Source organism: Dactylosporangium sp. NBC_01737 (assembly GCF_035963215.1).
GTDB lineage: Bacteria > Actinomycetota > Actinomycetes > Mycobacteriales > Micromonosporaceae > Dactylosporangium.
Map to the genome: position 1 here is coordinate 11,258,836 of NZ_CP109153.1, position 23,002 is coordinate 11,281,837.

Consider the following 23,002-nt stretch of genomic DNA (forward strand, 5'->3'; position numbering starts at 1 on the left):
CCCTGTGGACCACCGCGTAGTGATGAACGCCGACGAGCAGTATTCGGTCTGGGCCGTGGCCGACGACCTGCCGGCCGGCTGGGTCGCCGAGGGCCACCGCGGCACCCGGGACGAGTGCCTCGACCACGTCGAGCGGGTCTGGACCGATCAGACGCCGGCCCGCACCCGGATCCGCGCCTGGCTGGCCGGTGCCGTCTCGCAGGCGTCCGACGGCCTGCTCACACCCGGCGACGTCGCCACGGCCGGCTGCTCGTTCGTCGCCATGGGCGTGTCGTCGCTGGCGACCGTCCGCCTGGTCGACGCGATCGAGCTGGAGTACGACGTGACCGTCGACTTCACCCGGCACGCACTGGAGAACCTGGACACCCTGACCGACAGCATCGCGACCGAACGGCTCCGCCGCCGCGCACCCGTCGAGTGACAGGCCCGCGCCACCCGGCGGCGACCGGTGACCGATCATGGACCTGGACAGCATGGGAACGTACCGTGCGAGCATGTTCGAGAAGATGCTGGTCGCCAACCGCGGCGAGATCGCGATCCGTGCGTTCCGCGCCGCGTACGAGCTGGGTATCTCCACCGTCGCGGTCTACCCGCACGAGGACCGCAACTCGTTGCACCGCGCCAAGGCCGACGAGGCGTACCGCATCGGTGAGCTCGGCCATCCCGTGCGCGCCTACCTCGACGTCGACGAGATCATCCGGGCGGCCCGGCAGGCCGGTGCGGACGCGGTCTACCCCGGCTACGGGTTCCTGTCGGAGAATCCGCAGCTCGCCGCCGCGTGCGTCGAGCACGGGATCACGTTCGTCGGCCCGCCGCCGGCGGTGCTGCACCTGACGGGCAACAAGTCCCGCGCGGTCGCCGCGGCGCGGGAGGCCGGCGTGCCCGTGCTCAGCTCGTCCGCGCCGTCCACCGACGTCGACGAGCTCGTCGCGGCCGCGGAGGCGATCGGGTTTCCGGTGTTCGTCAAGGCCGTCGCCGGTGGCGGCGGCCGGGGCATGCGGCGGGTCACCGAGCCGGCGGAGCTGCGGGAGGCGATCGAGGCCGCGTCGCGGGAGGCGCAGTCCGCGTTCGGTGACGGCACCGTGTTCCTGGAGCGGGCGGTCGTCAACCCGCGCCACATCGAGGTGCAGATCCTCGCCGACGCCCACGGCGACGTCTCGCACCTGTACGAGCGGGACTGCTCGGTCCAGCGACGCCACCAGAAGGTGGTGGAGATCGCGCCCGCGCCGAACCTGGACGCGCGGCTGCGCGACCGCATCTGCGCCGACGCCGTGGCGTTCGCCCGGCACATCGGCTACGTCAACGCCGGCACCGTCGAGTTCCTGCTCGACGAGCAGGGCCGGCACGTCTTCATCGAGATGAACCCGCGGATCCAGGTGGAGCACACGGTGACCGAGCAGGTCACCGACCGCGACCTCGTCATCGCGCAGCTGCGGATCGCGGCCGGGATGTCGCTGGCCGAGCTGCGGCTCACCCAGGACCAGGTGAAGCTGTCCGGGGCGGCGCTGCAGTGCCGGATCACCACCGAGGATCCCGGCAACGGTTTCCGGCCCGACACGGGCACGATCTCGGCGTACCGCTCGCCGGGCGGCCCCGGCGTCAGGCTGGACGGCGGCACGATCCACACTGGCGCGGAGGTCAGTGCCCACTTCGACTCGATGCTGGTCAAGCTCACGTGTTACGGCCACGACTTCCCCAATGCGGTGCGCCGGGCACGGCGGGCCATCGCCGAGTTCCGCATCCGCGGCGTGGCGTCCAACCTGCCGTTCCTCGCCGCGGTCCTGGACGATCCCGACTTCCAGCAGGGCCGGATCACGACCGGGTTCATCGAGGAGCGGCCGCAGCTGCTGCGGACGCGCCCGTCCGCCGACCGTGGCACCCGCCTGATGACCTACCTGGCGGAGACCACGGTGAACAAGCCGCACGGCAACCGCCCGGCGGGCGCCGAGCCGGGCGGGAAGCTGCCGCCCGTCGACCTCGCCGCGCCGGTCGCCGCCGGCTCCCGGCAGCTGCTGCAGCAGCTGGGCCCCGAGCGCTTCGCCGAGCGGCTGCGCGCCCAGACCGCGGTGGCCGTCACCGACACGACGTTCCGCGACGCGCACCAGTCGCTCCTCGCGACCCGGGTGCGGACCCTGGACCTGCTCACCATCGCACCGTACGTGGCGCGGACGGTGCCGCAGCTGCTGTCGCTGGAGTGCTGGGGCGGTGCCACCTACGACGTCGCGCTGCGCTTCCTCGCCGAGGACCCGTGGGAACGACTGGCGGCGCTGCGGGAAGCCGTGCCGAACGTGTGCACGCAGATGCTGCTGCGCGGCCGCAACACGGTCGGCTACACCCCGTACCCGGCCGAGGTCACGGACGCGTTCGTGCAGGAGGCCGCGGCGACCGGGATGGACGTCTTCCGCATCTTCGACGCCCTCAACGACGTCGCCCAGATGCGCCCGGCGATCGACGCGGTGCGCGCCACCGGCACAGCGGTCGCGGAGGTCGCGCTCTGCTACACCGGCGACCTGTCCGATCCGAAGGAGACGCTCTACACCCTGGACTACTACCTGCGGCTGGCCGAGCAGATCGTCGCGGCCGGCGCGCACGTGCTCGCCATCAAGGACATGGCGGGCCTGCTGCGCCCGCCCGCGGCCCGCACCCTCGTCGCCGCGCTGCGGCAACGCTTCGACCTGCCCGTCCACCTGCACACCCACGACACCGCCGGCGGGCAGCTGGCCACCCTGATCGCCGCGATCGACGCCGGGGTCGACGCGGTCGACGCCGCGGTCGCCTCCATGGCCGGCACCACGTCGCAGCCCGCGCTGTCGGCGCTCGTCGCGGCGACCGACCACACCGACCGGGCCACCGGCCTGTCGCTGCAGGCGGTCAACGACCTGGAGCCGTACTGGGGCGCCGTGCGCAAGCTCTACGCCCCCTTCGAGTCCGGCCTCGGCTCCCCCACCGGGCGCGTCTACCACCACGAGATCCCCGGCGGGCAGCTGTCCAACCTGCGCCAGCAGGCCATCGCGCTCGGGCTGGGCGACCGGTTCGAACTGATCGAGGACTGCTATGCCGCCGCCGACCGCATGCTCGGCCGCCTCGTCAAGGTGACCCCGTCCTCGAAGGTCGTCGGCGACCTCGCCCTGCACCTCGTCGGCGCCGGGGTCCGGCCCGAGGACTTCGAGGCCGACCCGGCCCACTTCGACATCCCGGACTCGGTCGTGGGCTTCCTGCGCGGGGAGCTCGGCGAGCCGCCCGGCGGCTGGCCCGAACCCTTCCGCACGCGTGCGCTCGCCGGCCGTCCGCCGCGGAAACCGGGTGTGGCGCTGACCGACGAGGACGACGAAGGGCTGCGCACCGCCCGCCGATCCACGCTGAACCGGCTGCTCTTCCCCGCGCCGACCCGCGAGTTCCTGACCCACCGCGACACCTACGGCGACACCTCCGTGCTGTCCAGCGGCGACTTCTTCTACGGCCTGGAACCCGGCGTCGAACACACCGCCACACTCGATCCGGGTGTCACCCTGCTCATCCACCTCGAAGCGATCAGCGAACCCGACACCCGCGGCTACCGCACCGTCCTGGCCACCCTCAACGGCCAGCTGCGGACCTTCACCGTGCGGGACACCTCGATCACGACGGACTTCAAGCCCGCCGAGAAGGCCGACCGCACCGATCCCGGACACCTCGGCGCCCCGTTCGCCGGCGTGGTCACCCTGCAGGTCCGCGAAGGGGACACCGTCACGGAAGGCCAGACCGTGGCCACCATCGAGGCGATGAAGATGGAGGCCGCCATCACCGCCCAGCACGCCGGCAGCGTCCGGCGCGTCGCCATCGGCAAGGTCCAGCAGGTGGAAGGCGGCGACCTCATCCTGGACATCGGCTGAGCCACCGGCCGGGCGCGACCGGGCGACGCGGTCAGCCCAGCAGCCGCGCGACGCCGAACTCGAAGCGCTCGTCGAAGGACTCCTCGATCAGCATCGGGGCGACGCGCTGGAGGGCGGGGCGGGGCCCGACGTCGAGGTCGCGGGTGAAGCGCCCGGGCAACGCCTGCTCCTCCTGGGTCAGCCCGAGGACGAAGTAGACGAGGCTCCAGCAGGCCCAGGCGGCCTCCCGCTCCGGCAGGCCGCCGTCGAGCATCGCGGTGACCAGCGCCTCGGCGAAGTCCAGCGTCGCCGGCTCGGCCGCATAGGTGCCGGCCACGACCGCCGCGCCGTCGCGGCGGGCGAGCAGTGCGCGGCGGTAGCGCCGGGCGAGCTCCGCGGCCCGCTCCCGCCAGTGCTCCGGCAGGTCGTCGAGGGGGGCGGCGCCGACGATCGCGTCGGCCATCAGCTCCATCAGCCGGGCCTTGCTCTTTGCATGCCACAGCACCGTGTTCATCCGGACGCCGAGCCGCTCCGCGATCGTCCGCATCGAGACGGCGGCCACGCCCCGATCGTCGAGGATCTCGAGGGCGGCACGCACCACATCCCCTTGACTCTTGGTCACTGACCTAGTCTACTCGACGCACACTGTTGGTCAGTGACCAAGGAGGTTCCATGGACGATGTCGTCATCGTCGGCGCCGGGCCGACCGGCCTGTGGCTTGCCGGGGAACTACGGCTGGGCGGGGCATCCGTCACGGTCCTGGAGGAGCGGGAGACGCGGGACCCGAACTCGAAGGCGCTGACGATCCACCCCCGCACGGTCGAGATCTTCGACTGCCGCGGCGTGGCGGAGCCGTTCCTCGCCGAGGCGCTGCGCATCCCGAACGGGCACTTCGGAGGGCTGCCGGACCGGATGGACTTCTCGGTACTGGACACGCCGTACCCGTTCACGCTGGCGCTGTTGCAGGCCCGCACGGAGGAGCTGCTCGAGGCCCGCGCCGAGGGGCTGGGCGCGACGATCCGCCGGGGCAGCAGGGTCACCGGCCTCGCGGGCGGTGGCGTGGAACTGGCCGACGGCACCGTCGTCGAGGCCCGCTACGTGGTCGGCTGCGACGGCACCCGGAGCACCGTGCGCGCGGCGGCCGGCATCGCGTTCCCCGGCACGGACGCCACGACCTGGGGCTGGCTCGGTGACGTCGTGCTCGACTTCCCACCCGGACGCGGCTTCGCGAACCTCGCCGGCGCCGGCGGCGGCCTGATGATCGTGCCACTGCCCGGCGGCATCCACCGGCTCGTCGGCGGGGACCCGGGCAGCGACGGGGCGGCCTGGCCGGGCGAGCTCACCCTCGAGGAACTACGGGCGACGGTCCACCGCATCGCCGGCACCGACTTCGGCATGCGGGACCCGATCTGGCTGTCCCGCTTCGGCAACGCGACCCGGCAGGCCGCGACGTACCGCAAGGGCAACGTCCTGCTGGCCGGGGACGCCGCCCACATGCACTTCCCGACCGGCGGCGTCGGCATGAACGTCGGCATCCAGGACGCGCACAACCTCGGCTGGAAGCTCGCCGCGGTCGTCACCGGCCGGGCGGAGGAGACACTGCTGGACACCTACCACGAGGAGCGGCACCCGGTCGGGGCCGACCTGCTGCGGCACACCCGGGCGCAGACGGCCCTGATCACCGCGTACTCACCCGAGGGGCAGGCACTGCGGGCGGTGCTGAGCGAGCTGATCGCCACGGCACCGGACATGTCGCGGGCACTCGCCGAACGGCTGTCCGGACTCAGCGTTACCTACGCCACCGGCAGGCGGGTCCCGAACCTGCGGCTCCCCGACGGCGGCACGCTCTTCGAGCGGCTCCGCACCGGCGGGCACGTCGCGACCGAAGCGGGCCTGGTCCGGCCGGACGGGCATCTCGCATGAGCATCGAGCGCCTCAACCCCGCGGGCCTGTACGCCGTGCCGCACCTCATCAGCCAGGCGGTCAGGAGCACCGGCCGCACCGTCGTGCACCTGTCCGGTCAGGTCGCCTGGGACGTCCACGGCAACCTGACCGGCGCCGGCGACCACGCCGCACAGGCGGCAACGATCGCGGACAACATCACCGCCGCCCTGGCAGCGGCCGGAGCCGGCTGGGACGACGTGGTCAAGGAGACGATCTACGTCGTGGACCACCGGCCGGAACTCGTCCCGGTCATCTTCGCCGCCCTGCGCCGCGGACCGGCCCCGGCCAGCACTCTCATCCCCGTGCAGGCCCTGTTCCAGCCCGGATACCTCATCGAGGTCGACATCGTCGCCGCGGTGCCGTAGGCGTCCCGAGGGAAGGCCGCACCACGCTGCCGGGCACCCCGTGGTCGGGGCGCCCGGCAGGTCCGGGGTTACTGGTACAGCACCGCGGTGATCTTTGCGTCCTCGATGTTGGTCTTGTCGTACCAGTAGAAGCCGGTGTCGATCGACTTCGGCAGCTTCTCGCCCTTGATGGCCGCGACCGCCGCCTTGACGGTCTCGTAGCCGATGCCGACGGGGTTCTGAGTGATCGCGCCGTACATGGTGCCGGCCTTGATGGCGTCGATCTGGTCCTTGCCGGAGTCGAAGCCGACGATCACCAGCTTGCCGGTGAGGCCCTTCTCCTGGGCCGCGTGCAGCACGCCGATCGCCGCGCCCTCGTTGGAGCCGTAGATGCCCTTGAGGTCGGGGTTGGCGGTCATGATGGCCTTCGCGAGGTCGGTGGCCTTCAGGGGGTCGCCGCTGTACTGGACGTCGACGATCTGGATCTTCGGCTCGTTCTTCTTCATGTACTCCTGGAAGCCGTCGCGGCGCTGGACGCCGGTGACGCTGGTCTGGTCGTGGACGACCATGGCGATCTTGCCTTCGTGGCCGATCTTCTCGGCCATGTGCTTGGCGGCCTCGGCGGCGGCGGCGAGGTTGTCGGTGGAGGCGGTGGCGACCGGTACGTCGCTGTCGACGCCGGAGTCGAACGCGATCACCGGGATCTTGGCGTTCTTGGCCTGCGTCATGAGCGGGCCGGCGGCCTGGCTGTCGATGGCGGCGAAGCCGATGGCGGAGGGCTTCTTGTCGATGACGGTCTGCAGCAGCTGGATCTGCTGCTCGACGTTGCCCTCCTCCTGCGCGCCTTCGAACGTGACCGTGACGTTGAGCTCCTTGCCGGCCTGCTCGGCGCCCGCCTTGACGGCCTGCCAGAACTGGTGGCGGAAACCCTTGGAGATGAGGGCCACGTAGGGCTTCTTCTCCTCGCCGGGCTTCTCGGCGGCGTCGGAGCATGCGCCGAGCGCTAACGTGATCGCGGTCGCGCCGAGCAGCGCGACGAATGCCTTCCTGTGCATCGAACGAACTCCTTCAAGTGGGGGTGTGGGAGGGTTCAGGTTCCTTTTCTGCGCAGCATGTCGACGTAGACGGCGACGAGGATGACGCAGCCGACCACGACCGATTGCCACTCCTGCGGCACGGCGGTGACGCGCAGGCCGTTGGTGAGCACTGCGACGATGAGGGCGCCGACGACGGTGCCGGCGATCGAGCCGCGCCCGCCCTGCAGTGAGGTGCCGCCGATGACGACGGCAGCGATGGCCTCCAGTTCCAGGCCCATGCCGCCGACAGGTTGAGCCGAGCTGAGCCGGGATGCGGCCAGCACGCCGGCGATACCGACGAACAGCCCGGCGAGCGTGTAGATGGTGAGTTTCCAGCGCACCACGTTGACGCCGGACAGCGCGGTGGCCGCCTCGTTGCTGCCGATCGAGAACGCGTAGCGCCCGACGATGGTCTTGCCGAGCACGATCGCGGCCACGACGGTGAGGATCAGGAAGATCAGGACGCCGAGCGGGAACCGGGCGCCCGGGATCACCGAGTAGTTCATCAGCAGCTGGAAGTCGGGGTGTTCCTTGAAGTAGATCGGTTTGGTGCCGGAGATGACCAGGGACAGGCCGGACGCCACGAGCATCATGCCGAGCGTCGCGATGAACGGCGGCAGGCGCAGGACCGCGATGTTGAACCCGTTGACGAACCCGATCAGGCCGCCGAACAGGATCGCGCCGGTGACGCCGGCCCAGGCGGGCCAGCCCCAGTACGTCATGAACACGCCCGTCATGACCCCGCAGAGGATCATGCCGGTGCCGATGGACAGGTCGATGCCGCCGGAGACGATGACGAAGGTGGTGCCCAGGGCCAGGATCCCGGTGACCGTGGCGGCCATGAGGATGCCGACGAGGTTGCTCGGCGTGAAGAAGTACGGGCTGGCGAAGGAGAAGAACACGAGGATCGCGATCAGGCTGGCGAGGGCCAGCAACTGCTGCACGGAGCCACGGATCCGGGCGACGATCGGGTTGTTGGCGGAGATCTTGGCCGTGACTTTGGCGGGGATCGAGGTCACGAGGTCACCGTTCCTTCGGTGCTGAAACGGGTGGCGTAGTCCATGATTTTTTCCTGGGTCGCGTCGGTACTGCTGAGCACTGCGGTGATCCGTCCCTGGCACATGACCGCGATCCGGTGCGACATCCGCAGGATCTCGGGCAGTTCGGAGGAGATCATCACGATCGCCTTGCCTGAGGCGGCGAGCTCGTCGAGCAATGCGTAGATCTCGTCCTTCGCGCCGACGTCGATGCCGCGGGTCGGCTCGTCGAAGATGAGGACGTCGCAGTCGCGGGCGAGCCATTTCGCGATGACGGTCTTCTGCTGGTTGCCGCCGGACAGGTTCTGCACCAGCTGCCCCGTCGACGGGGTGCGGATGCGGAGCTTGGCGACGTAGTCGGTGGCGGTCCTGCCGATCATCCGGTCGGCGACCAGGCCGAGCCCGGAGGTGTAGCGGGGCATCGAGGCGAGCGCGATGTTGTCGCGCACGTTGCGGCCGAGCAGGACGCCGTAGCGTTTGCGGTCCTCGGACAGGTAGCCGATCCCGGCGCGGGCGGCGTCGGCGGGGTTGGCGATGGCGACCTCGCGGCCGTGGACGGTGACCGTCCCACCGTCCTTGCGGTCCGCGCCGACAAGGGCCCGGGCGAGTTCGGTGCGGCCGGCGCCCATCAGCCCGGCAAAGCCGAGGATCTCCCCTCGGCGCACCTCGAAGCTGACGTCGCGCAGGAGTGCCTTGGTGTGCAGGCCACGCACGGACATCACCGGCTCCCCGGTGGCGACCACGCCCCGGGGCCGCTGCTCGCCGGTGATCGTCCGGCCGACCATCAGCGAGATCACCTGCGGGACGGTGCTCGACGCGGTGTCGAGGGTGTCGACGTAGCGACCGTCGCGCAGCACCGTGATCCGGTCGGTGATCTGGGCCAGTTCGTGCATGCGGTGCGAGATGTAGATGACGCCGGTCTGCGGGGTGACGAACCGCCGGATGAGCCCGAACAGCGTGCCCACCTCGACCTCGTTCAGCGCCGCGGTCGGTTCGTCCATGACCAGCACCCGCGCGTCGAAGCTGAGCGCCTTGGCGATCTCCACCATCTGCTGCCGGGCCACGGTCAGGTCACCGACGAGGTCGGTGGGCTCCAGCGGCAGGCCGAGCCGGGCGAGCAGGTCCCTGGTCCTGCGGTTGAGTGCCCCCTCGGACAGCAGGATGCCGCCGACGCGAGGCTCACGACCGATGTAGATGTTCTGCGCGACCGTGAGATCCGGCATCAGGTTGAGCTCCTGATGGATGATCGAGATGCCGAGCTCCTGGGCGTGCCGGGGGCTCGCCGGGGTGTATTGGTTGCCGTCGAGGAAGAACTCGCCGCTGTCGGGCTTGTCGATGCCGGACAGCAGTTTCATCAGGGTCGACTTGCCGGCGCCGTTCTCCCCGACCAGCGCCAGGACCTCGCCGTGGCGCAGCTCCAGGTGGACGTCGTCGAGCGCCTGGACCCCGGGGAAGCTCTTGCTCGCGCCGCGAACCTCCAGCAACGTCACGTCAGGCTCCCCTGCCGTCGGCGCTGTGGGTCCGCGTCTGCCAGTAGCCGCCGTTGGGGTAGCCGAACTCCAGCAGCGACCGCTCGTGCATCTGTGCGCTGTAGCCGGGCGCCTCCGGCAGCACGTAATGGCCGTCGGCGATGATGCACGGGTCGACGAAGTGCTCGTGCAGGTGGTCGACGTACTCCGTGACGCGGCTGTCCAGGGAGCCGGACACCGCGACGAAGTCGAAGATCGACAGGTGCTGGACCAGCTCGCACAGCCCGACGCCGCCGGCGTGCGGGCACACCGGGACGCCGAACTTCTTCGCCATCAGGTAGACGGCGAGGATCTCGTTGACGCCGGCGAGCCGGGCCGAGTCGAGCTGGCAGTAGTCGATCGCGCCGGCCTGGAAGAGCTGTTTGAACAGCACCCGGTTCATGCCGTGCTCGCCGGTGGCGACGCCGATGGGCGCCACCGCCCGCCGGATCGCGGCGTGCCCGAGGACGTCGTCGGGGCTGGTCGGCTCCTCGATCCACAGTGGACGGAACTCGGCGAGCTTGCCGACCCAGTCGATCGCCTCCGGCACGTCCCAGACCTGGTTGGCGTCGATCATGAGGTTGGCATCCCAGCCGATCACCTCGCGGGCGATGCGCAGCCGCCGCATGTCGTCGGCGAGGTCCTGCCCGACCTTGAGCTTGACGTGGCGGTAGCCCGCGTCGACCGCCTCCTTCAGCAGCCGGCGCAGCTTGTCGTCGTCGTAGCCGAGCCAGCCGGCGCTGGTCGTGTAGCACGGGTAGCCGCCGAGGTCGCGCAGCTGCTGGAGCCGCTGCGCCCGGGTCGGCTCCATCTCCCGCAGCATCGCGAGGGCCTCGTCCGGGGTCAGCGCGTCGGTGATGTACCGGAAGTCGGTCGCGGCGACCAGCTCCTCGGGTGACATCTCGGCGAGCAGCCGCCACAACGGTTTGCCGGCGCGGCGTGCCGCGAGGTCCCACAGCGCGTTCATCACCGCGGCCAGCGCCAGGTGTACAACGCCCTTCTCCGGCCCGAGCCAGCGCAGCTGCGAGTCGGCGCCCAGCTCCCGGTACACGGCGCCGAGGTCCTGGCACAGCTCGTCCGCGTCGCGGCCGAGCAGCGGCTGCGCGCGTTGCCGCACCGCCTCGGTGACCAGGTCGGTGCCGCGCCCGATGGTGAAGGTGAAGCCGTGCCCGGCGAGCCCGGGGGTGTCGGTCTCCAGCACCACGTAGGCGGCCGAGTAGTCGGCGTCCTTGTTCATCGCGTCCGACCCGTCGAGTCTCAGCGACGTCGGGAAACGCACGTCGTGGACCCGTACTGCGGTGATCGTCGTCATGCGCACACTTCCGTCCGGCGCGCGGACCAATCCAAGCGGTGGCGAGGATTGATCCGATCTATTGGCGTCGGACACTAGCACCGCCGATGGTCGCTCGTCTCCACCGAATCGGCACATTCATAGGATGTTTTTTGCCAGCCGTGGCGGCAGCTCGTAGCAGGCACCAATTTGTCCGGGTTGACGTTTCGAGACGTCCCATGTCTAATCCCACCGACGCTCCACTAGACATCCGATGGCTTCGGTAGGGAGCCTGTGATGACCCGCCCCCGAACGCGAGCCGCCACCGCCCTGGCCCTGCTCGCGCTGATCGGCCTCACCGCCTGCAAGGGCCCCGAAGGCACCGGCACCGCCGACGACGCGACCGATTCCGGCGGGCGCATCACGGTGTGGGTCGACCCGCCCCGACTGCCCGCGGTGAGCGCCTTCCAACTGGCACACCCCGAGATCCCCGTCGACGTGATGACGATCAACGGCAACGTCGGCAGCACCGAGCTGCAGCAGAAGTTCGTGCTGTTCAACCAGGCCGGCACCGGCTGGCCGGACGCCATCTTCTTCCCGTCCAACGACGACATCGCGTGGGCCGCCAACTCGAAGATCAACTATGTCCGGGACCTCACGGACGACCTCGCCGACGTCATCGCCCAGTACGCACCGAGCTCGATCTCGCAGTGCCGCATCGACGGGCTGTACCGCTGCCTGCGCAACGACGCCGCACCCGACGTGCTGTGGTACGACAAGCAGCTGATGTCCGCCTGGGGCTACCAGCCGCCGGTCACCTGGGAGGACTACGGGAAGCTCAGCGAGCGCATCGCCGCGGAGCACCCGGGCTACGTCACCGGCTTCCTCGGCGACGCCTACGCACCCGACCGCTACCTGTGGGCGAGCGGCTGCCCCACCAACGACCGGCTCAGCGAGCGGCAGGTCCACATCAACCTCGCCGACCCGCGCTGCACCCGCGTCCGCGACCTGCTCGACCGGCTCGTCGCCGCCGGCGCCGTCGTCCCGGCCGGCATCTTCTCCCCCGACGCCGCCGCGCTCGGCCGGCGCCTCGTCATGAGCCCGGGGGCGGTGTGGTGGGGCAGCTTCCTGTTCCGCGACACGTGGAAGGTCCCGCCGGGCCGCATCGCCGCCGCCGCACCGCTGCGCTGGGCCGCGGATCCCACGCCGTTCACCAGCTCCGAGGGCGGCGGGCTGTGGGGGTTCTCCCGGCACATCAAGGGCACCCAGCTGAGCAACACGCTGACGTTCGCCCGGTTCGTCGCGGCCGACCCGCGCTGGCAGGTCGAGCTCAGCGTCGGGCTGCCCGGCGTCGGCCCGCTGCAACAACCGTGGCTGAAGCGGCAGCGGGAGGCCGGGTACCTCGCCGACTTCGACAGCGCCGCGGCCGCGTTCGTCCTGGCGAGCACCATCGTGCGGCCGGAGCGCGACTACACGCGCTACAACACCGGCACCGTGTGGACGCACACCGTCACCCCGGCACTCACGTCGAGCCGCTCCTTCGCCCACGCCTGGACCGTCTTCGGCGAACGGCTGGTCGGCGAGGCACGGTCGTTCGGCTACACCGTCCACGACAGCGCGGAAGGTGCACCGTGACGACGTACCAGAGCCGCCGGACCGAACCGTGGGCCCCGCGCCACCAGGTGCCCACGCACACCCAGCCAGCGCCGGTCCGCAAGGTCGGGCGGGCCGGGCGGATGGGCCGCCGCGCCGCCGCCGTCCTGGTCCTGCCGTACGTCGTGCTGCTGCTCGTCGGCGGCCTCGTCCCCGCCGGGTACGCCGTCGTCAAGAGCCTGCAGAACGAGTCCGAGACCGGCTTCGGCGGGATCAGCGCATACCGGCGGGTGGTGACCGACCTGCGCTTCGCCGAGACCTTCGGCAACGTGGCGCTCACCCTGGTGATCTGGCTGCCGCTGATGCTGCTCGGCGTCGTCGGGCTCGCGCTGCTCGTCGACGCGAGCCCCGGCCGGTTCGGCACCACCATGCGGTTCGTCTACTACCTGCCCGGCGCCCTGGCCGGCGTCGCCAACTTCATGCTGTGGCTGTTCCTGCTCGACCCGGGGCAGAGCCCGATCGCGTTCCTCTGGCACGGCTTCGGCTACAGCACCCTCAACGAGGTGGCCCAGCCCGGCAACCTGCCCTACATCCTCGCCGCCATGCTGTTCTTCCAGGGCGCCGGCACGTGGGTCGTGGTCCTCGGCGGCGGCCTGCACAGCATCCCCGACCACGTCCTGGAGGCGGCGCGGATCGACGGCGCGGGCGCCTGGGACATCGCGTGGCGGGTCAAGCTGCCGATGATCCGGCCGTGGCTGGGATACCTGACGCTGCTCAACCTCGCCTACGGCTTCCAGCTGTTCCTCGAGCCGCAGGTCCTCAGCCAGGTCACGCACGGGCTGATCGCGCCGCAGTGGACACCGAACCAGCTCGGCTTCTCCTACGCGTACCAGATCCTCGACACTCCGATGGCCGCGGCGATGTCGGTGATCCTCCTGGCGATCACGCTGGGCGTCGGCCTGCTGGTCGTGCGCCGCAGCGGCCTCTTCGACGACGGACGGTGACCCGATCATGTCCCCAACCCTCGGCCGTGCCGGCCGGATCGTGGCCCTGCTGGTCGTCGCGGCAGGGTTCGCCTACCCCGTCGCCGCGTTCGCGCTCGTCGGGCTGCGCCGCGACGACGGCACCGGCCCCACCGGCCTGGCGCTGGGCAACGCGCTGGACAGCTGGCGCACGGTGCTGCGGTTCAACGACGGGGTGGTGCTGAGCTGGCTCAGCAACTCGCTGCTCGTGGCCACCGGCGGCGCGCTCGTCGCCGTCCTCGTGGGCATACCGGCCGGCTACGCGCTCGCGCGGCTGCGCTTCCCCGGCCGCCGGCTGCTGCGCTTCTGCACGCTGCTGACGATGGTCGTGCCCAACACGGTGCTGGTGATCCCGGTGTACCTCGAGGTGAGCGCGATCGGGGCGGTGAACAACATCTGGATGGTGGCGCTGCTGATGGGTTTCCACCCGTTCGGCGTGTACCTCACCTACATCCACTTCCGGACCACGCTGCCGGTGCCGCTGCTGGAGGCGGCCCGCATCGACGGGCTGTCGGAGACCGACATCTTCCGCCGGGTCGCGCTGCCTGCGTCCAAGCCGGCGGTGGCCCTGGTCGGCTTCTTCAGCTTCGTCGCCAACTGGACCAACTTCTTCCTGCCGCTGGTCCTGCTGCCGCTGTCGTCGAGCACCACCATCTCGGTCGGCCTGCCGCAGCTGGTCTCCTCCAGCCCGCTGTTCGACCCGACCAACGCCGCCGGGCTCGACGTGCGGCTCTACGCACCCCAGCTGGCCGTCGCCACGTTCGTCACGGTCGCGCCGGTGCTCGCCGTGTTCGTGATCGCCCAGCGCGCACTCACCCGCGGCCAGATGCTCGGCGCCGCCCGGTAGGCGCCCCGCATTCCCTTCATGCCGTCGGTGTCCTGCCGATCTGCGGTGTGACGCCGTCGACGCCGGAGGGGGATGACTGCCGTGTTCGTTCGGGCGGTCGGCCGTGCCGCCGCGATGGCGTTCCGGCCGGCGGCCGCGCTGACCGGCCGGCTCCGGTATGCGCAGAAGTTCGTCGTGGTGGGCCTGGTGCTGGTGGTGCCGCTGCTGACGGTCGTGCTGCTCTACGTCGACGAGCAGCGCAACGACATCGCCGCGACCGCGCGTGAGCGGCACGGTGTCGAGTTCATCGGCCCGCTCACGATCCTGACGACCCATCTGGTGAACGCCAGGCACGAGGTCGCACTGTCCAACGGCACGGCCAGGCCGGACCTCTCCGCCGACCTGGCCCGGATCGACCTGCTGGACCGGCGGCTCGGCTCGAAGCTCGGGATCAGCGCCGACTGGCGCTCGGTGCGGCGTTCGGCCGAAGCGGCCAGGCAGTCCCCCGGCGGCGCGCTGGACCGGGTGAGGATCTACGACTCCGCGGTCGACGCCGTGCTCGCCTTCATCACCAAGGTCGGAGACCAGTCCGGGCTCACCCTGGATCCCGATCTGGACTCGTACTATCTGCTGCAGATCGTCCAGAACGACCTGCCGATGCTGCTGGACGCCGTCGGGCGGGCAACCGACCGGGCCTCGTTCGCCGACCCGCAGTCGTTGTCGCCGGACGCGGACGCCTTCATCGAGCTCGGCGTCTACAACGGGGTCGTGTCCAGCGCCCACAAGGCCATCAAACGGGCGTCGCGGACCGTCGCGGCGCTGACCGCCGACGAGGGTGTGCGGCGGACGGTGAGCAGCCACTTCGCCCGGCTGGACGTCGTGACCGCGGCCTTCGACCGGCAGCTGCAGGAGGCGGTGGGGACCCGGCGGGTCGGCGCCGCCCTGGCCAACGGCGCCGACAGTGTCCGGTCCGAGGCCACGTACTTCGCCACCGACTCGGCGGTCGCGCTGGACCGGCTGCTGCTCACCCGGATCGACACGCTCACCGCCCGCGCCGACCGGGTGCAGGTCGGCGCCGGCCTCGCCGCCGCGCTCGCGGTCTACCTGTTCGTCGGCTTCTACCTGTCGGTGATCTCGCCGATCCGCCGGATCGTGGCCGTCCTGGACGCCGTCGCGGACGGCGACCTGACCCGGCGGGTCACCGTCGACACCCACGACGAGCTCAGTTTCGTCGCCCGCGCCCTCAACGACACGATCGGCAAGACCGAGATCGCCACCGGCCGGCTCGGCCGGCAGGCCAGCCACGACACGCTCACCGGGCTGCCGAACCGGGCGTTCGCCCTGCGACGGCTCGACGAGGCGCTCGAACGGTCCCGGCGCGGCGACCGGTCCCCGATGGCGGTGCTGTTCATCGACCTCGACAAGTTCAAAATCATCAACGACACGCTCGGGCACGCCGCCGGTGACACCGTGCTGCGCACCGTCGCCGAGCGCCTGGCCAACACCATGCGCCCCACCGACCTGGTGGCCAGGCTCGCCGGCGACGAGTTCGTGGTGATCATCGAGGGGCTGGACCGGCCGGCCGAGGCGTGCCGGCAGGCCGTGGAGTGGCGGACGACCCGCGACGGCCACGCCGATCTGCGGATCTCGGTCAACGTGTCCGGCAGGCAGTTCGGCGAGCCCGCCTTCGTGCCCGCCGTGGCCGCCGCGCTCGCCGCCAGCGGCCTGGATCCCGACGCGCTCTGGCTGGAGATCACCGAGACCTCGATCATGTCCGACACGGCGACGACGAGAGCGACGGTCGACGCCGTCCGGGCGCTCGGCGTCCACCTGGCCATCGACGACTTCGGCACCGGGTACTCGTCGCTGGCCTATCTGCGCCGGCTGCCGGTCGACGTGATCAAGATCGACCAGTCGTTCACGGCCGCGCTGGGGCAGGATCCCGAGGCGGAGGCCATCGTCGCGATGATCGTGCAGCTCGCCGCGACGCTGCACATCCATGTGGTGGCCGAGGGAGTGCAGAGCGCGGACCAACTGGCCGGCCTGCTCCGGCTGGGCTGCAGCGCGGCGCAGGGGTTCCATCTCTGCCCACCCGCCCCAGCCGGGCAGGTCTGGGACCGCGTCGAGGAGTCAATGCCGCCAATCCGGTCCGAATTCGAGCAAGTCGGATAAAATGGGCATCGTACGGTGCCCGCAAGCGGCCCGTCGGGAGGACGAGCGGGACGATGAAGAGCGCCAGGGTCATCGCCGTGTGCGTGCTCGGCCTGCTGCCGTTGCAGAGCGCCGCCTGCGCCAAGGACCCGGACCCCGCCTCGACCGCCACGGGACCGGTCAGGATCGGGTTCATCACGAAGTTCCCGGGCGACTTCTACGGCACGATGGTCGACGCCGTGCGCAAGTACGACGCCGAGCACGACGACGTCGAGGTCGTGTTCGGCCAGGGCAAGAGCGGCACCGACGACGAGAGCGCGATCGGCTTCATCGAGGACATGATCCGTCAGAAGGTCAACGCGATCGCGATCACGCCGACGAGCCCGAACGTGCAGACCTCGCTCGACAAGGCGGTCGCGGCCGGCATCAAGGTCGTCCTCGTCGACAACGACCTGCCCGGCTGGACCGGCAAGTCGACCGTCGTGGCGATCGACAACCTGGCCGGCGGCAAGCTCGCCGGCGCATGGCTCGCCGAGCGGTTCCCGGCCGGCTCGACCGTCGGCCTGCTGCAGGGCCGGCTCGGAAACCCGTCGCTGGACGACCGGGTGAACGGGATGAAGGCGGGGCTCGGCGACAAGCTCAAGGTGGTCTCGGAGGTCGCCACCGACTGCGACCGGACGAAGGGGTTCAACGCCGCCCAGGACATCCTGGCGACCCATCCCGACGTCGTGGCGATCTACTCGGCCTGCGGCCCGCCCGCTCTCGGCGCGCTCGAGGCGATCAAGGCCGCGGAACGGCAGCAGCAGGTCGCCCTGGTCGGCTTCGACGCCAGCACCGCTGAGATCGCCGCCATCGCCGCCGGCGACCTGGCCGGCTCGGTCGCGCAGTTCCCGGCACGGATGGGCACCATGGGGGCGGAGGCGGCCGTCGCGGCCGCCAGGGGGCAGTCGGTGGCGCCGAGCATCGACACCGGCACCGAACTGGTGACCAAGTCCAACGTGGACGCGTTCCAGTAGCGGCGCGGCCGTGAAACCCCCGATGTCTGCGGTCTGAACTTCGGCCATAGACCGCCTTCCGTACAGGTCGACACCGATACATCCGATCAAAGTGTTGACAAGACGGCAATCCTCTTGCAAGGGTCCATTGAAGACGGCCGTATCCTGCGCACCCTCATCGCGGAACGCCGTTCATCCAGGTGCGTCGGCGCGCTCCTCCGCGATGTGCCGGAGTCCGCCCGTATGCCCGCGCGCCGATCCCGTTCGCCGCCGCTGCCCGCCCGTGTGGCCGGGGCACGGTCCCTGTCCTCACGAACGACGCGGAAGCCTGCAGCGCGGCAGGCGCCCACCGCCATGTGGCATTCCACCCGCGTTCCCGTCTGAAAGGACACCCCATGAGTCTCTCAAGACGCCAGATTCTGGTCGGCGGCGTCGCCGCCGCCGGTCTCGGTGCGACCGCGTACGTCGCCGGGACGGCCGAGGCCGCCAGCCCGCCCGGTGACGTCGTCGGCAAGATCTCCGTCGGCTACCAGGGCTGGTTCGCCTGCCTCGGCGACGGGTCACCGATCAACCAGTGGTGGCACTACAGCGCCAACGGCAGTCAGCCGCCGTCGCCGAGCAACACCACGCTCGTCTCCTGGCCGGACATGCGCGAGTTCACGAAGAGCTACACCACCGCGTACGCCAACCTGGGCAACGGGCAGCCCGCCAAGCTGTTCTCGTCCTACGACCAGCAGACGGTCGACACCCACTTCAAGTGGATGCGCGACTACGGCTGCGACACGGCCGCGCTGCAGCGGTTCAACCCGGTCGGCGGCGAGGGACCGATCCGCGACGCGATGACCGTCAAGGTCCGCAGCGCCGCGGAGGCGTTCGGCCGCAAGTTCTACATCATGTACGACGTCACCAGCTGGACGAACATGCAGTCGCAGATCAAGACCGACTGGACGACGAAGATGTCCGCCTACACCGCGTCGCCGGCGTACGCGCGGCAGAACGGCAAGCCGGTGGTGTGCATCTGGGGCTTCGGCTTCAACGACCCCGGCCGGCCGTTCGCGCCCGCCCCGTGCCTGGACGTCATCAACTGGTTCAAGGCGCAGGGCTGCTACGTGATCGGCGGCGTGCCGACCTGGTGGCGCACCGGTGTCAACGACTCCCGCCCCGGGTTCCTCGACGTGTACCACGCGTTCAACATGATCTCGCCGTGGATGGTCGGCCGCACCGGCGACGTCGCCGGGCTCGACTCGTACTACAACAACGTCAACGTCGGCGACCAGGCCGACTGCAACGCCAGAGGCATCGACTACCAGCCGTGTGTCATGCCCGGCGACCTGTCCAACGGCGCCCGCGCCCACGGCGACTTCTACTGGCGGCACATCTACAACATGACCCGGCTCGGCGCCCAGGGCCTGTACGTGTCGATGTTCGACGAGTTCAACGAGGGCAACCAGATCGCGAAGACGGCCGAGAACAGCTCGATGCAGCCGACGAACTTCGGCCACCCCGCCCTCGACGCCGACGGCGTGGCCTGCTCCTCGGACTACTACCTGCGACTCACCGCCGACGGCGGCCGCATGTTCAAGCGGGAGACGCCACTGACCGCCACCCGGCCGACCCAGCCGATCGCCGGCGGCCCGTCCACCCCACCGACCGGCACCGCCTTCGCGTTCCGGTCCCGGGCGAACAACCGCTACGTCACCGCACCCAACAGCGGCGACTCGCCGCTGATCGCCGGCGCCACGGCCGTCGGCAACGCGGAACGCTTCGAGGTGGTCGACCTCGGCGGCGGCAACATCGCGCTGCGCGCCAGGGTCAACAGCCGCATCGTCTGCGCGGAGAACGGCGGCAACGCGGCGCTGATCGCCAACCGTACCGCCGCCGGACCGTGGGAGACGTTCAAGCTGATCCGCAACAGCAACGGCACCGTCAGCCTGCTCGCCACGGTGAACAACCGGTACGTGTGCGCGGACAACGCGGGCGCCGCGGCGCTGATCGCCAACCGCACGGCGATCGGCGGCTGGGAGCAGTTCGACCAGCTCCCCGCGTAGCACAACAATGCGGGAGGGGGCGCCGACACCCCCTCCCGCACGGTTCCTCGTCAGGTCAGCCGTAGACCTCCATCTCGTACAGCGAGTAGCCCCATTGCCCGGACAGCTGGGTGCCTTGCATCCGGACGTACCTGGCCTGGCCGCTGACGGTGATCCGTTCGGTGCCGCCGGACGAGTTCGTCTGGGTGTAGAGGTCACGCCAGGTCGAGCCGTCCGTCGACGCCTGGAGCTTGTATCCCTTCGCGTACGACGCCTCCCAGACCAGGTCGACCTCGCTCACGTTGACGGTGCCGCCGAGGTCGACCTGCACCCAGTTGTTCACGTTCTGGTTGGCGGCCCAGCGGGACGACGCGTCGCCGTCGAACGCCTTCGCGGCGGTCTGCGTGGTGCTCGACTCCGACGACGCGGAGGCGGGCTTGCCCAGGGCCAGGTTGGTCCGGCCCGCGGTCGTGGTGATGTTGAGGGTGGTCGCCCGGCCGGCCTGCAACGGCACGACGCGGGCGATGTTGCCCAGCGGGGAGCTCTGCACTGCGCTGCCGTCGGTCGTGATCGAGGCGATGCCGTTGCGCTGGATCACCGTCAGGTTCTGGTTGATCTTCGACGTCAGCGTCACCTTGACCGTGTGGGCGTTGTTGTCCCACGTCAGGTTGTTGATGGTGAACTGGCCCTTGCCCAGCATGCCGTTGATGGAGCCCTTCGGCAGGCCGGCGGGCATCGCCGGCAGCAGGTCGATGGTGCCCGGTGACGTGGCGGCCGCCATCTCCATCATGATCGTGGGCACGGAGTTGACCACGTCGGTGGCGAACACGCTGTGGTTGTTGTAGTGGGAGGTGGCCATGCTGCTGTAGTAGTAGTCGTCCTTGGCGAAGCGCAGCAGCTTCGCGTTGACCGAGGCGGCGTTGTTGAGGTCGGCGGCGATCAGCGCGCCGTGCAGCAGTCCGTGGCCGGCGTTCTCGTAGCTGCCGGCGTCCTTCTTCTGCAGGAACACCTTGGCCGCGTTGAACTGCGCCTGGTTGGTCTCCGGGGTGAGCTCCCGGTACGGCCAGACGGGCATCAGGCCGCTGGAGTGCCGGTGCTGGTACTGGTTCTGGTTGGCCAGGCCGGGCCAGGCCCACTCGGCCAGCGCACCGTCGTTGTTGACGATGTACGGCGGCAGGTTGTTGAGCTTCTCCTGCCAGACCGGGATCTTGTCGGCGTCCCGGCCGAGCGTCTGGCTGGTCTTGATCAGCGTCGACAGGGCGAACCGGGCGCCGGAGATGTCATACACCGAGTTGTTGGCCAGCGGCACCCCGCCCGACGGGCGGTTCTCCGGCGAGATCGACCCGGTGAGGATGTACTTGCCGTTGGCGTCCTTCTTGACCAGGAAGTCCTCGTAGAAGTCGCCCATGTCCCGGATCAGCGGGTAGTACTTGTTGGCCAGGAACGTCGTGTCGCCGCTGACCTGGTAGTACTCCCAGAACGGCTGCAGCAGCCACGACTCGCCGCCGGTGACGTACTGATACGGGTAGTCGAAGTTGATGTTGGAGATGAGCCCTTCCTCGTTCGGCGTGTTGCCGCCGGTCAGCATCCCCCGGGTGCCCAGCAGCTTGCGGGCGTTGGTGCGGAAGTCGGTCTGCCACTGCTGGTTGAGGTAGAAGTACCCGGCCATGGCTTCGGGCATGTTGCCGACGTTGCCGTTGGAGATCTGCAGGTTGAGGTTCGCGTCCAGGTGGTAGTAGCCGTCCCAGCCGACGTTGCTGTCGCCGGTCCAGTTGCCGAGCAGGTCGGGTGCCGCCGTCTCGTTGCTGGAGGCGAGCAGGTGGTAGCGGCCGGCGTAGAACATCCGCTCGTACAGCGCCGGGATCGGGTTCCCCGACGCCTTCTGCTCGGACAGCAGCTGCTCGGTGGACTTGGCCCGGTCCGACGCGCTGGCACCGAGGTCGAAGGACACCCGGCCGAAGATCTCGCGGTGGTTGCCGGTGTGGCGGTTCAGCAGCGCCTGGTAGGTGTCGGTGATCCCGGACAGCCTCGACTGCAGCAGCTGCCGGTTCCATTCCGTCTCGGCGGTGACGCCGCCGTTGTAGGTGCCGTTGTAGCGCTGGGTGAGCGACAGCAGCGTCACGTAGGTCGCGTTGGCGACGACCACGTTGGTGCCGGACATCGTCTTCGTGCCGTCGGTCAGGATCCGGGTGACACCCTCGTATCCGGCGTTGTAGCTGCCGCTGGGGTACTTCGCCCGGATGTTGAGGAAGTTCACGTTGGAGTTGTTGGTGAACGTGACACCCTTGCTGGTCAGGTTCATGCCCGCGTCGACGGACAGGCCGAGCGTCACGTTCAGCCGCTGCCCGCTCGGCGCCGGCAGGTTCTGCACCGTGATGCCGTCGGTCCGCGACACGAACGAGTCGCGTTGCCAGCTGCCCTTGTCATCGGTCCATTTCACCGACACCACGCCGTTGGCGTAGTCGGTGGAGCGCACGTAGTTGCGGACCGTGCCGGCGTCGGGCATCTGCATGGTCATCTTGAAGCCCGGGTGCTTGCTGCCCTCGCCGCCGCCGCCGTATCCCTGGACGTCGGCCGCGAGCTGGTTCGCCGACTGGTACTGCCCGGCGATCAGCCGGTCGCGGATGGTGTTGATGTTGGCCGCGCTGACGGTGTTGAACGTGCGGTGCGGGCGGGCCTCCGACCGCGCCATGAAGAACCGCTTGTCGTTGAAGACCACGGTCTCGTTGCGCGGGTTGCCGAAGACGATGATGCCCTGCTTGCCGTTGCCCGCGAGGAGCCCGTTGGCCCAGTCGCCGTAGGTCTGCGGGTAGGTCGTCGAGGGCGCGACCGTCGCCGAGCCGCTGCCGCCGCCACCGCCATTGGGCGGGCCTTCGCCGTACACCTCGAACTCCCACAGCGAGTAGCCCCACTGCGTGTTCGGGGTGACGCCCTGCATCCGCACGTAGCGGGTGGTCCGGCCGATCGTCACCGTGTCCGAACCGCCGTCGCCGGTGGTGGTGGAGAAGACGTCCGTCCACTGTGTCCCGTTGTCGGAGACCTGGACCTTGTACGCCCTGGCGTAGGCCGCCTCCCACGACAGGACGGCCGTGGTCAGCGGGTAGGCGGCGCCGAGGTCGACGGTGATCCAGGCGTTGTTGTCGTTGTTGTGGTCGCTGGACCAGCGGGAGGCGCCGTTGCCGTCGATGGCATTGGCGGCCACGAGCGTGCCGTCCTGGTAGGAGGCCGTGGCACTGGCGGCGGAGTTCCGGGCGAGGTTGACGGTGTCGGCCAGTGCGGCGGGCAACCGGACCGCGGCGGTGCCGAGGATCAGCACGGCGGCGGCGATGCCGAGCAGCCGGCGAGCGCGAGGGCTCAT

Annotated in this window: 16 protein-coding genes; 10 read left to right on the plus strand and 6 right to left on the minus strand. The window is 70.1% G+C overall.

Annotated elements, in window-relative coordinates; all coding sequences use genetic code 11:
• Positions 1-4: 4 nt before the first annotated feature.
• A complete protein-coding gene (locus OHA72_RS51860; protein ID WP_327003492.1) occupies positions 5-421 on the plus strand; it encodes an MbtH family NRPS accessory protein in 417 nt (138 codons plus the stop codon).
• A gap of 73 nt (positions 422-494) precedes the next feature.
• Positions 495-3,872, plus strand: coding sequence for a pyruvate carboxylase (locus OHA72_RS51865; RefSeq protein WP_327003493.1), 3,378 nt, complete (start codon positions 495-497; stop codon positions 3,870-3,872).
• A gap of 31 nt (positions 3,873-3,903) precedes the next feature.
• Here the strand turns inward: OHA72_RS51865 and OHA72_RS51870 are convergent, their stop codons facing one another.
• Entirely contained in the window at positions 3,904-4,473 is a 570-nt protein-coding gene (locus OHA72_RS51870) for a TetR/AcrR family transcriptional regulator C-terminal domain-containing protein (protein ID WP_327003494.1), read from the minus strand.
• A 50-nt stretch (positions 4,474-4,523) separates the two neighbouring features.
• Here OHA72_RS51870 and OHA72_RS51875 point away from each other — a divergent pair, with 50 nt between their 5' ends.
• Both OHA72_RS51875 and OHA72_RS51880 read left to right on the plus strand, forming a co-directional pair.
• Positions 4,524-5,774 (plus strand): FAD-dependent monooxygenase, encoded by a 1,251-nt coding sequence (locus OHA72_RS51875; protein ID WP_327003495.1) that lies wholly within the window; start codon positions 4,524-4,526, stop codon positions 5,772-5,774.
• Complete coding sequence (locus OHA72_RS51880) at positions 5,771-6,160, plus strand: RidA family protein (RefSeq protein WP_327003496.1); 390 nt, start codon at positions 5,771-5,773, stop codon at positions 6,158-6,160. The genes OHA72_RS51875 and OHA72_RS51880 overlap by 4 nt, the downstream gene beginning before the upstream one ends.
• A gap of 68 nt (positions 6,161-6,228) precedes the next feature.
• On the opposite strand, the gene OHA72_RS51885 is transcribed toward OHA72_RS51880, so the two are convergent.
• The 4 genes from OHA72_RS51885 to OHA72_RS51900 are packed head-to-tail and all read right to left on the minus strand — an operon-like array spanning position 6,229 to position 11,072.
• Positions 6,229-7,194: an ABC transporter substrate-binding protein gene (locus OHA72_RS51885; protein WP_327003497.1), complete on the minus strand. Its 966-nt coding sequence runs from the start codon at positions 7,192-7,194 to the stop codon at positions 6,229-6,231.
• Positions 7,195-7,229: 35 nt separating this feature from the next.
• Positions 7,230-8,234, minus strand: a complete 1,005-nt coding sequence (locus OHA72_RS51890) for an ABC transporter permease (protein ID WP_327003498.1) — start codon at positions 8,232-8,234, stop codon at positions 7,230-7,232.
• Positions 8,231-9,742, minus strand: a complete 1,512-nt coding sequence (locus tag OHA72_RS51895; RefSeq protein ID WP_327003500.1) for a sugar ABC transporter ATP-binding protein — start codon at positions 9,740-9,742, stop codon at positions 8,231-8,233. Before OHA72_RS51895 ends, OHA72_RS51890 begins: the two co-directional genes overlap by 4 nt.
• Before the next feature lies 1 nt (position 9,743).
• Entirely contained in the window at positions 9,744-11,072 is a 1,329-nt protein-coding gene (locus OHA72_RS51900; RefSeq protein WP_327003501.1) for an L-fuconate dehydratase, read from the minus strand.
• 255 nt (positions 11,073-11,327) lie between these two features.
• On the opposite strand from OHA72_RS51900, the gene OHA72_RS51905 reads away from it, so the two are divergent.
• From OHA72_RS51905 to OHA72_RS51930, 6 genes are all read left to right on the plus strand, one after another.
• On the plus strand, positions 11,328-12,665 hold the full coding sequence (locus tag OHA72_RS51905; RefSeq protein ID WP_327003502.1) for an extracellular solute-binding protein: 1,338 nt from the start codon (positions 11,328-11,330) through the stop codon (positions 12,663-12,665).
• Positions 12,662-13,627 (plus strand): carbohydrate ABC transporter permease, encoded by a 966-nt coding sequence (locus OHA72_RS51910; RefSeq protein WP_327003503.1) that lies wholly within the window; start codon positions 12,662-12,664, stop codon positions 13,625-13,627. Before OHA72_RS51905 ends, OHA72_RS51910 begins: the two co-directional genes overlap by 4 nt.
• A 7-nt stretch (positions 13,628-13,634) precedes the next feature.
• Complete coding sequence (locus tag OHA72_RS51915) at positions 13,635-14,492, plus strand: carbohydrate ABC transporter permease (RefSeq protein WP_327003504.1); 858 nt, start codon at positions 13,635-13,637, stop codon at positions 14,490-14,492.
• 81 nt (positions 14,493-14,573) lie between these two features.
• Entirely contained in the window at positions 14,574-16,643 is a 2,070-nt protein-coding gene (locus OHA72_RS51920; protein ID WP_327003505.1) for a putative bifunctional diguanylate cyclase/phosphodiesterase, read from the plus strand.
• Between the two features lie 53 nt (positions 16,644-16,696).
• Entirely contained in the window at positions 16,697-17,638 is a 942-nt protein-coding gene (locus OHA72_RS51925) for a sugar ABC transporter substrate-binding protein (protein WP_327003506.1), read from the plus strand.
• 374 nt (positions 17,639-18,012) lie between these two features.
• Complete coding sequence (locus OHA72_RS51930; RefSeq protein ID WP_327003507.1) at positions 18,013-19,665, plus strand: glycoside hydrolase family 71/99-like protein; 1,653 nt, start codon at positions 18,013-18,015, stop codon at positions 19,663-19,665.
• A gap of 55 nt (positions 19,666-19,720) precedes the next feature.
• On the opposite strand, the gene OHA72_RS51935 is transcribed toward OHA72_RS51930, so the two are convergent.
• A complete protein-coding gene (locus OHA72_RS51935; RefSeq protein ID WP_327003508.1) occupies positions 19,721-23,002 on the minus strand; it encodes a glycosyl hydrolase family 95 catalytic domain-containing protein in 3,282 nt (1,093 codons plus the stop codon).

What these genes read in the sequence shown, in the direction of transcription:
- OHA72_RS51935 (WP_327003508.1), bottom strand. Translation starts at nt 23,002, where the DNA reads ATGAGCCCTCGCGCTCGCCGGCTGCTCGGCATCGCCGCCGCCGTGCTG.
- OHA72_RS51880 (WP_327003496.1), top strand. Translation starts at nt 5,771, where the DNA reads ATGAGCATCGAGCGCCTCAACCCCGCGGGCCTGTACGCCGTGCCGCAC.
- OHA72_RS51865 (WP_327003493.1), top strand. Translation starts at nt 495, where the DNA reads ATGTTCGAGAAGATGCTGGTCGCCAACCGCGGCGAGATCGCGATCCGT.
- OHA72_RS51915 (WP_327003504.1), top strand. Translation starts at nt 13,635, where the DNA reads ATGTCCCCAACCCTCGGCCGTGCCGGCCGGATCGTGGCCCTGCTGGTC.
- OHA72_RS51905 (WP_327003502.1), top strand. Translation starts at nt 11,328, where the DNA reads ATGACCCGCCCCCGAACGCGAGCCGCCACCGCCCTGGCCCTGCTCGCG.
- OHA72_RS51925 (WP_327003506.1), top strand. Translation starts at nt 16,697, where the DNA reads ATGAAGAGCGCCAGGGTCATCGCCGTGTGCGTGCTCGGCCTGCTGCCG.
- OHA72_RS51885 (WP_327003497.1), bottom strand. Translation starts at nt 7,194, where the DNA reads ATGCACAGGAAGGCATTCGTCGCGCTGCTCGGCGCGACCGCGATCACG.
- OHA72_RS51930 (WP_327003507.1), top strand. Translation starts at nt 18,013, where the DNA reads ATGAGTCTCTCAAGACGCCAGATTCTGGTCGGCGGCGTCGCCGCCGCC.
- OHA72_RS51900 (WP_327003501.1), bottom strand. Translation starts at nt 11,072, where the DNA reads ATGACGACGATCACCGCAGTACGGGTCCACGACGTGCGTTTCCCGACG.
- OHA72_RS51875 (WP_327003495.1), top strand. Translation starts at nt 4,524, where the DNA reads ATGGACGATGTCGTCATCGTCGGCGCCGGGCCGACCGGCCTGTGGCTT.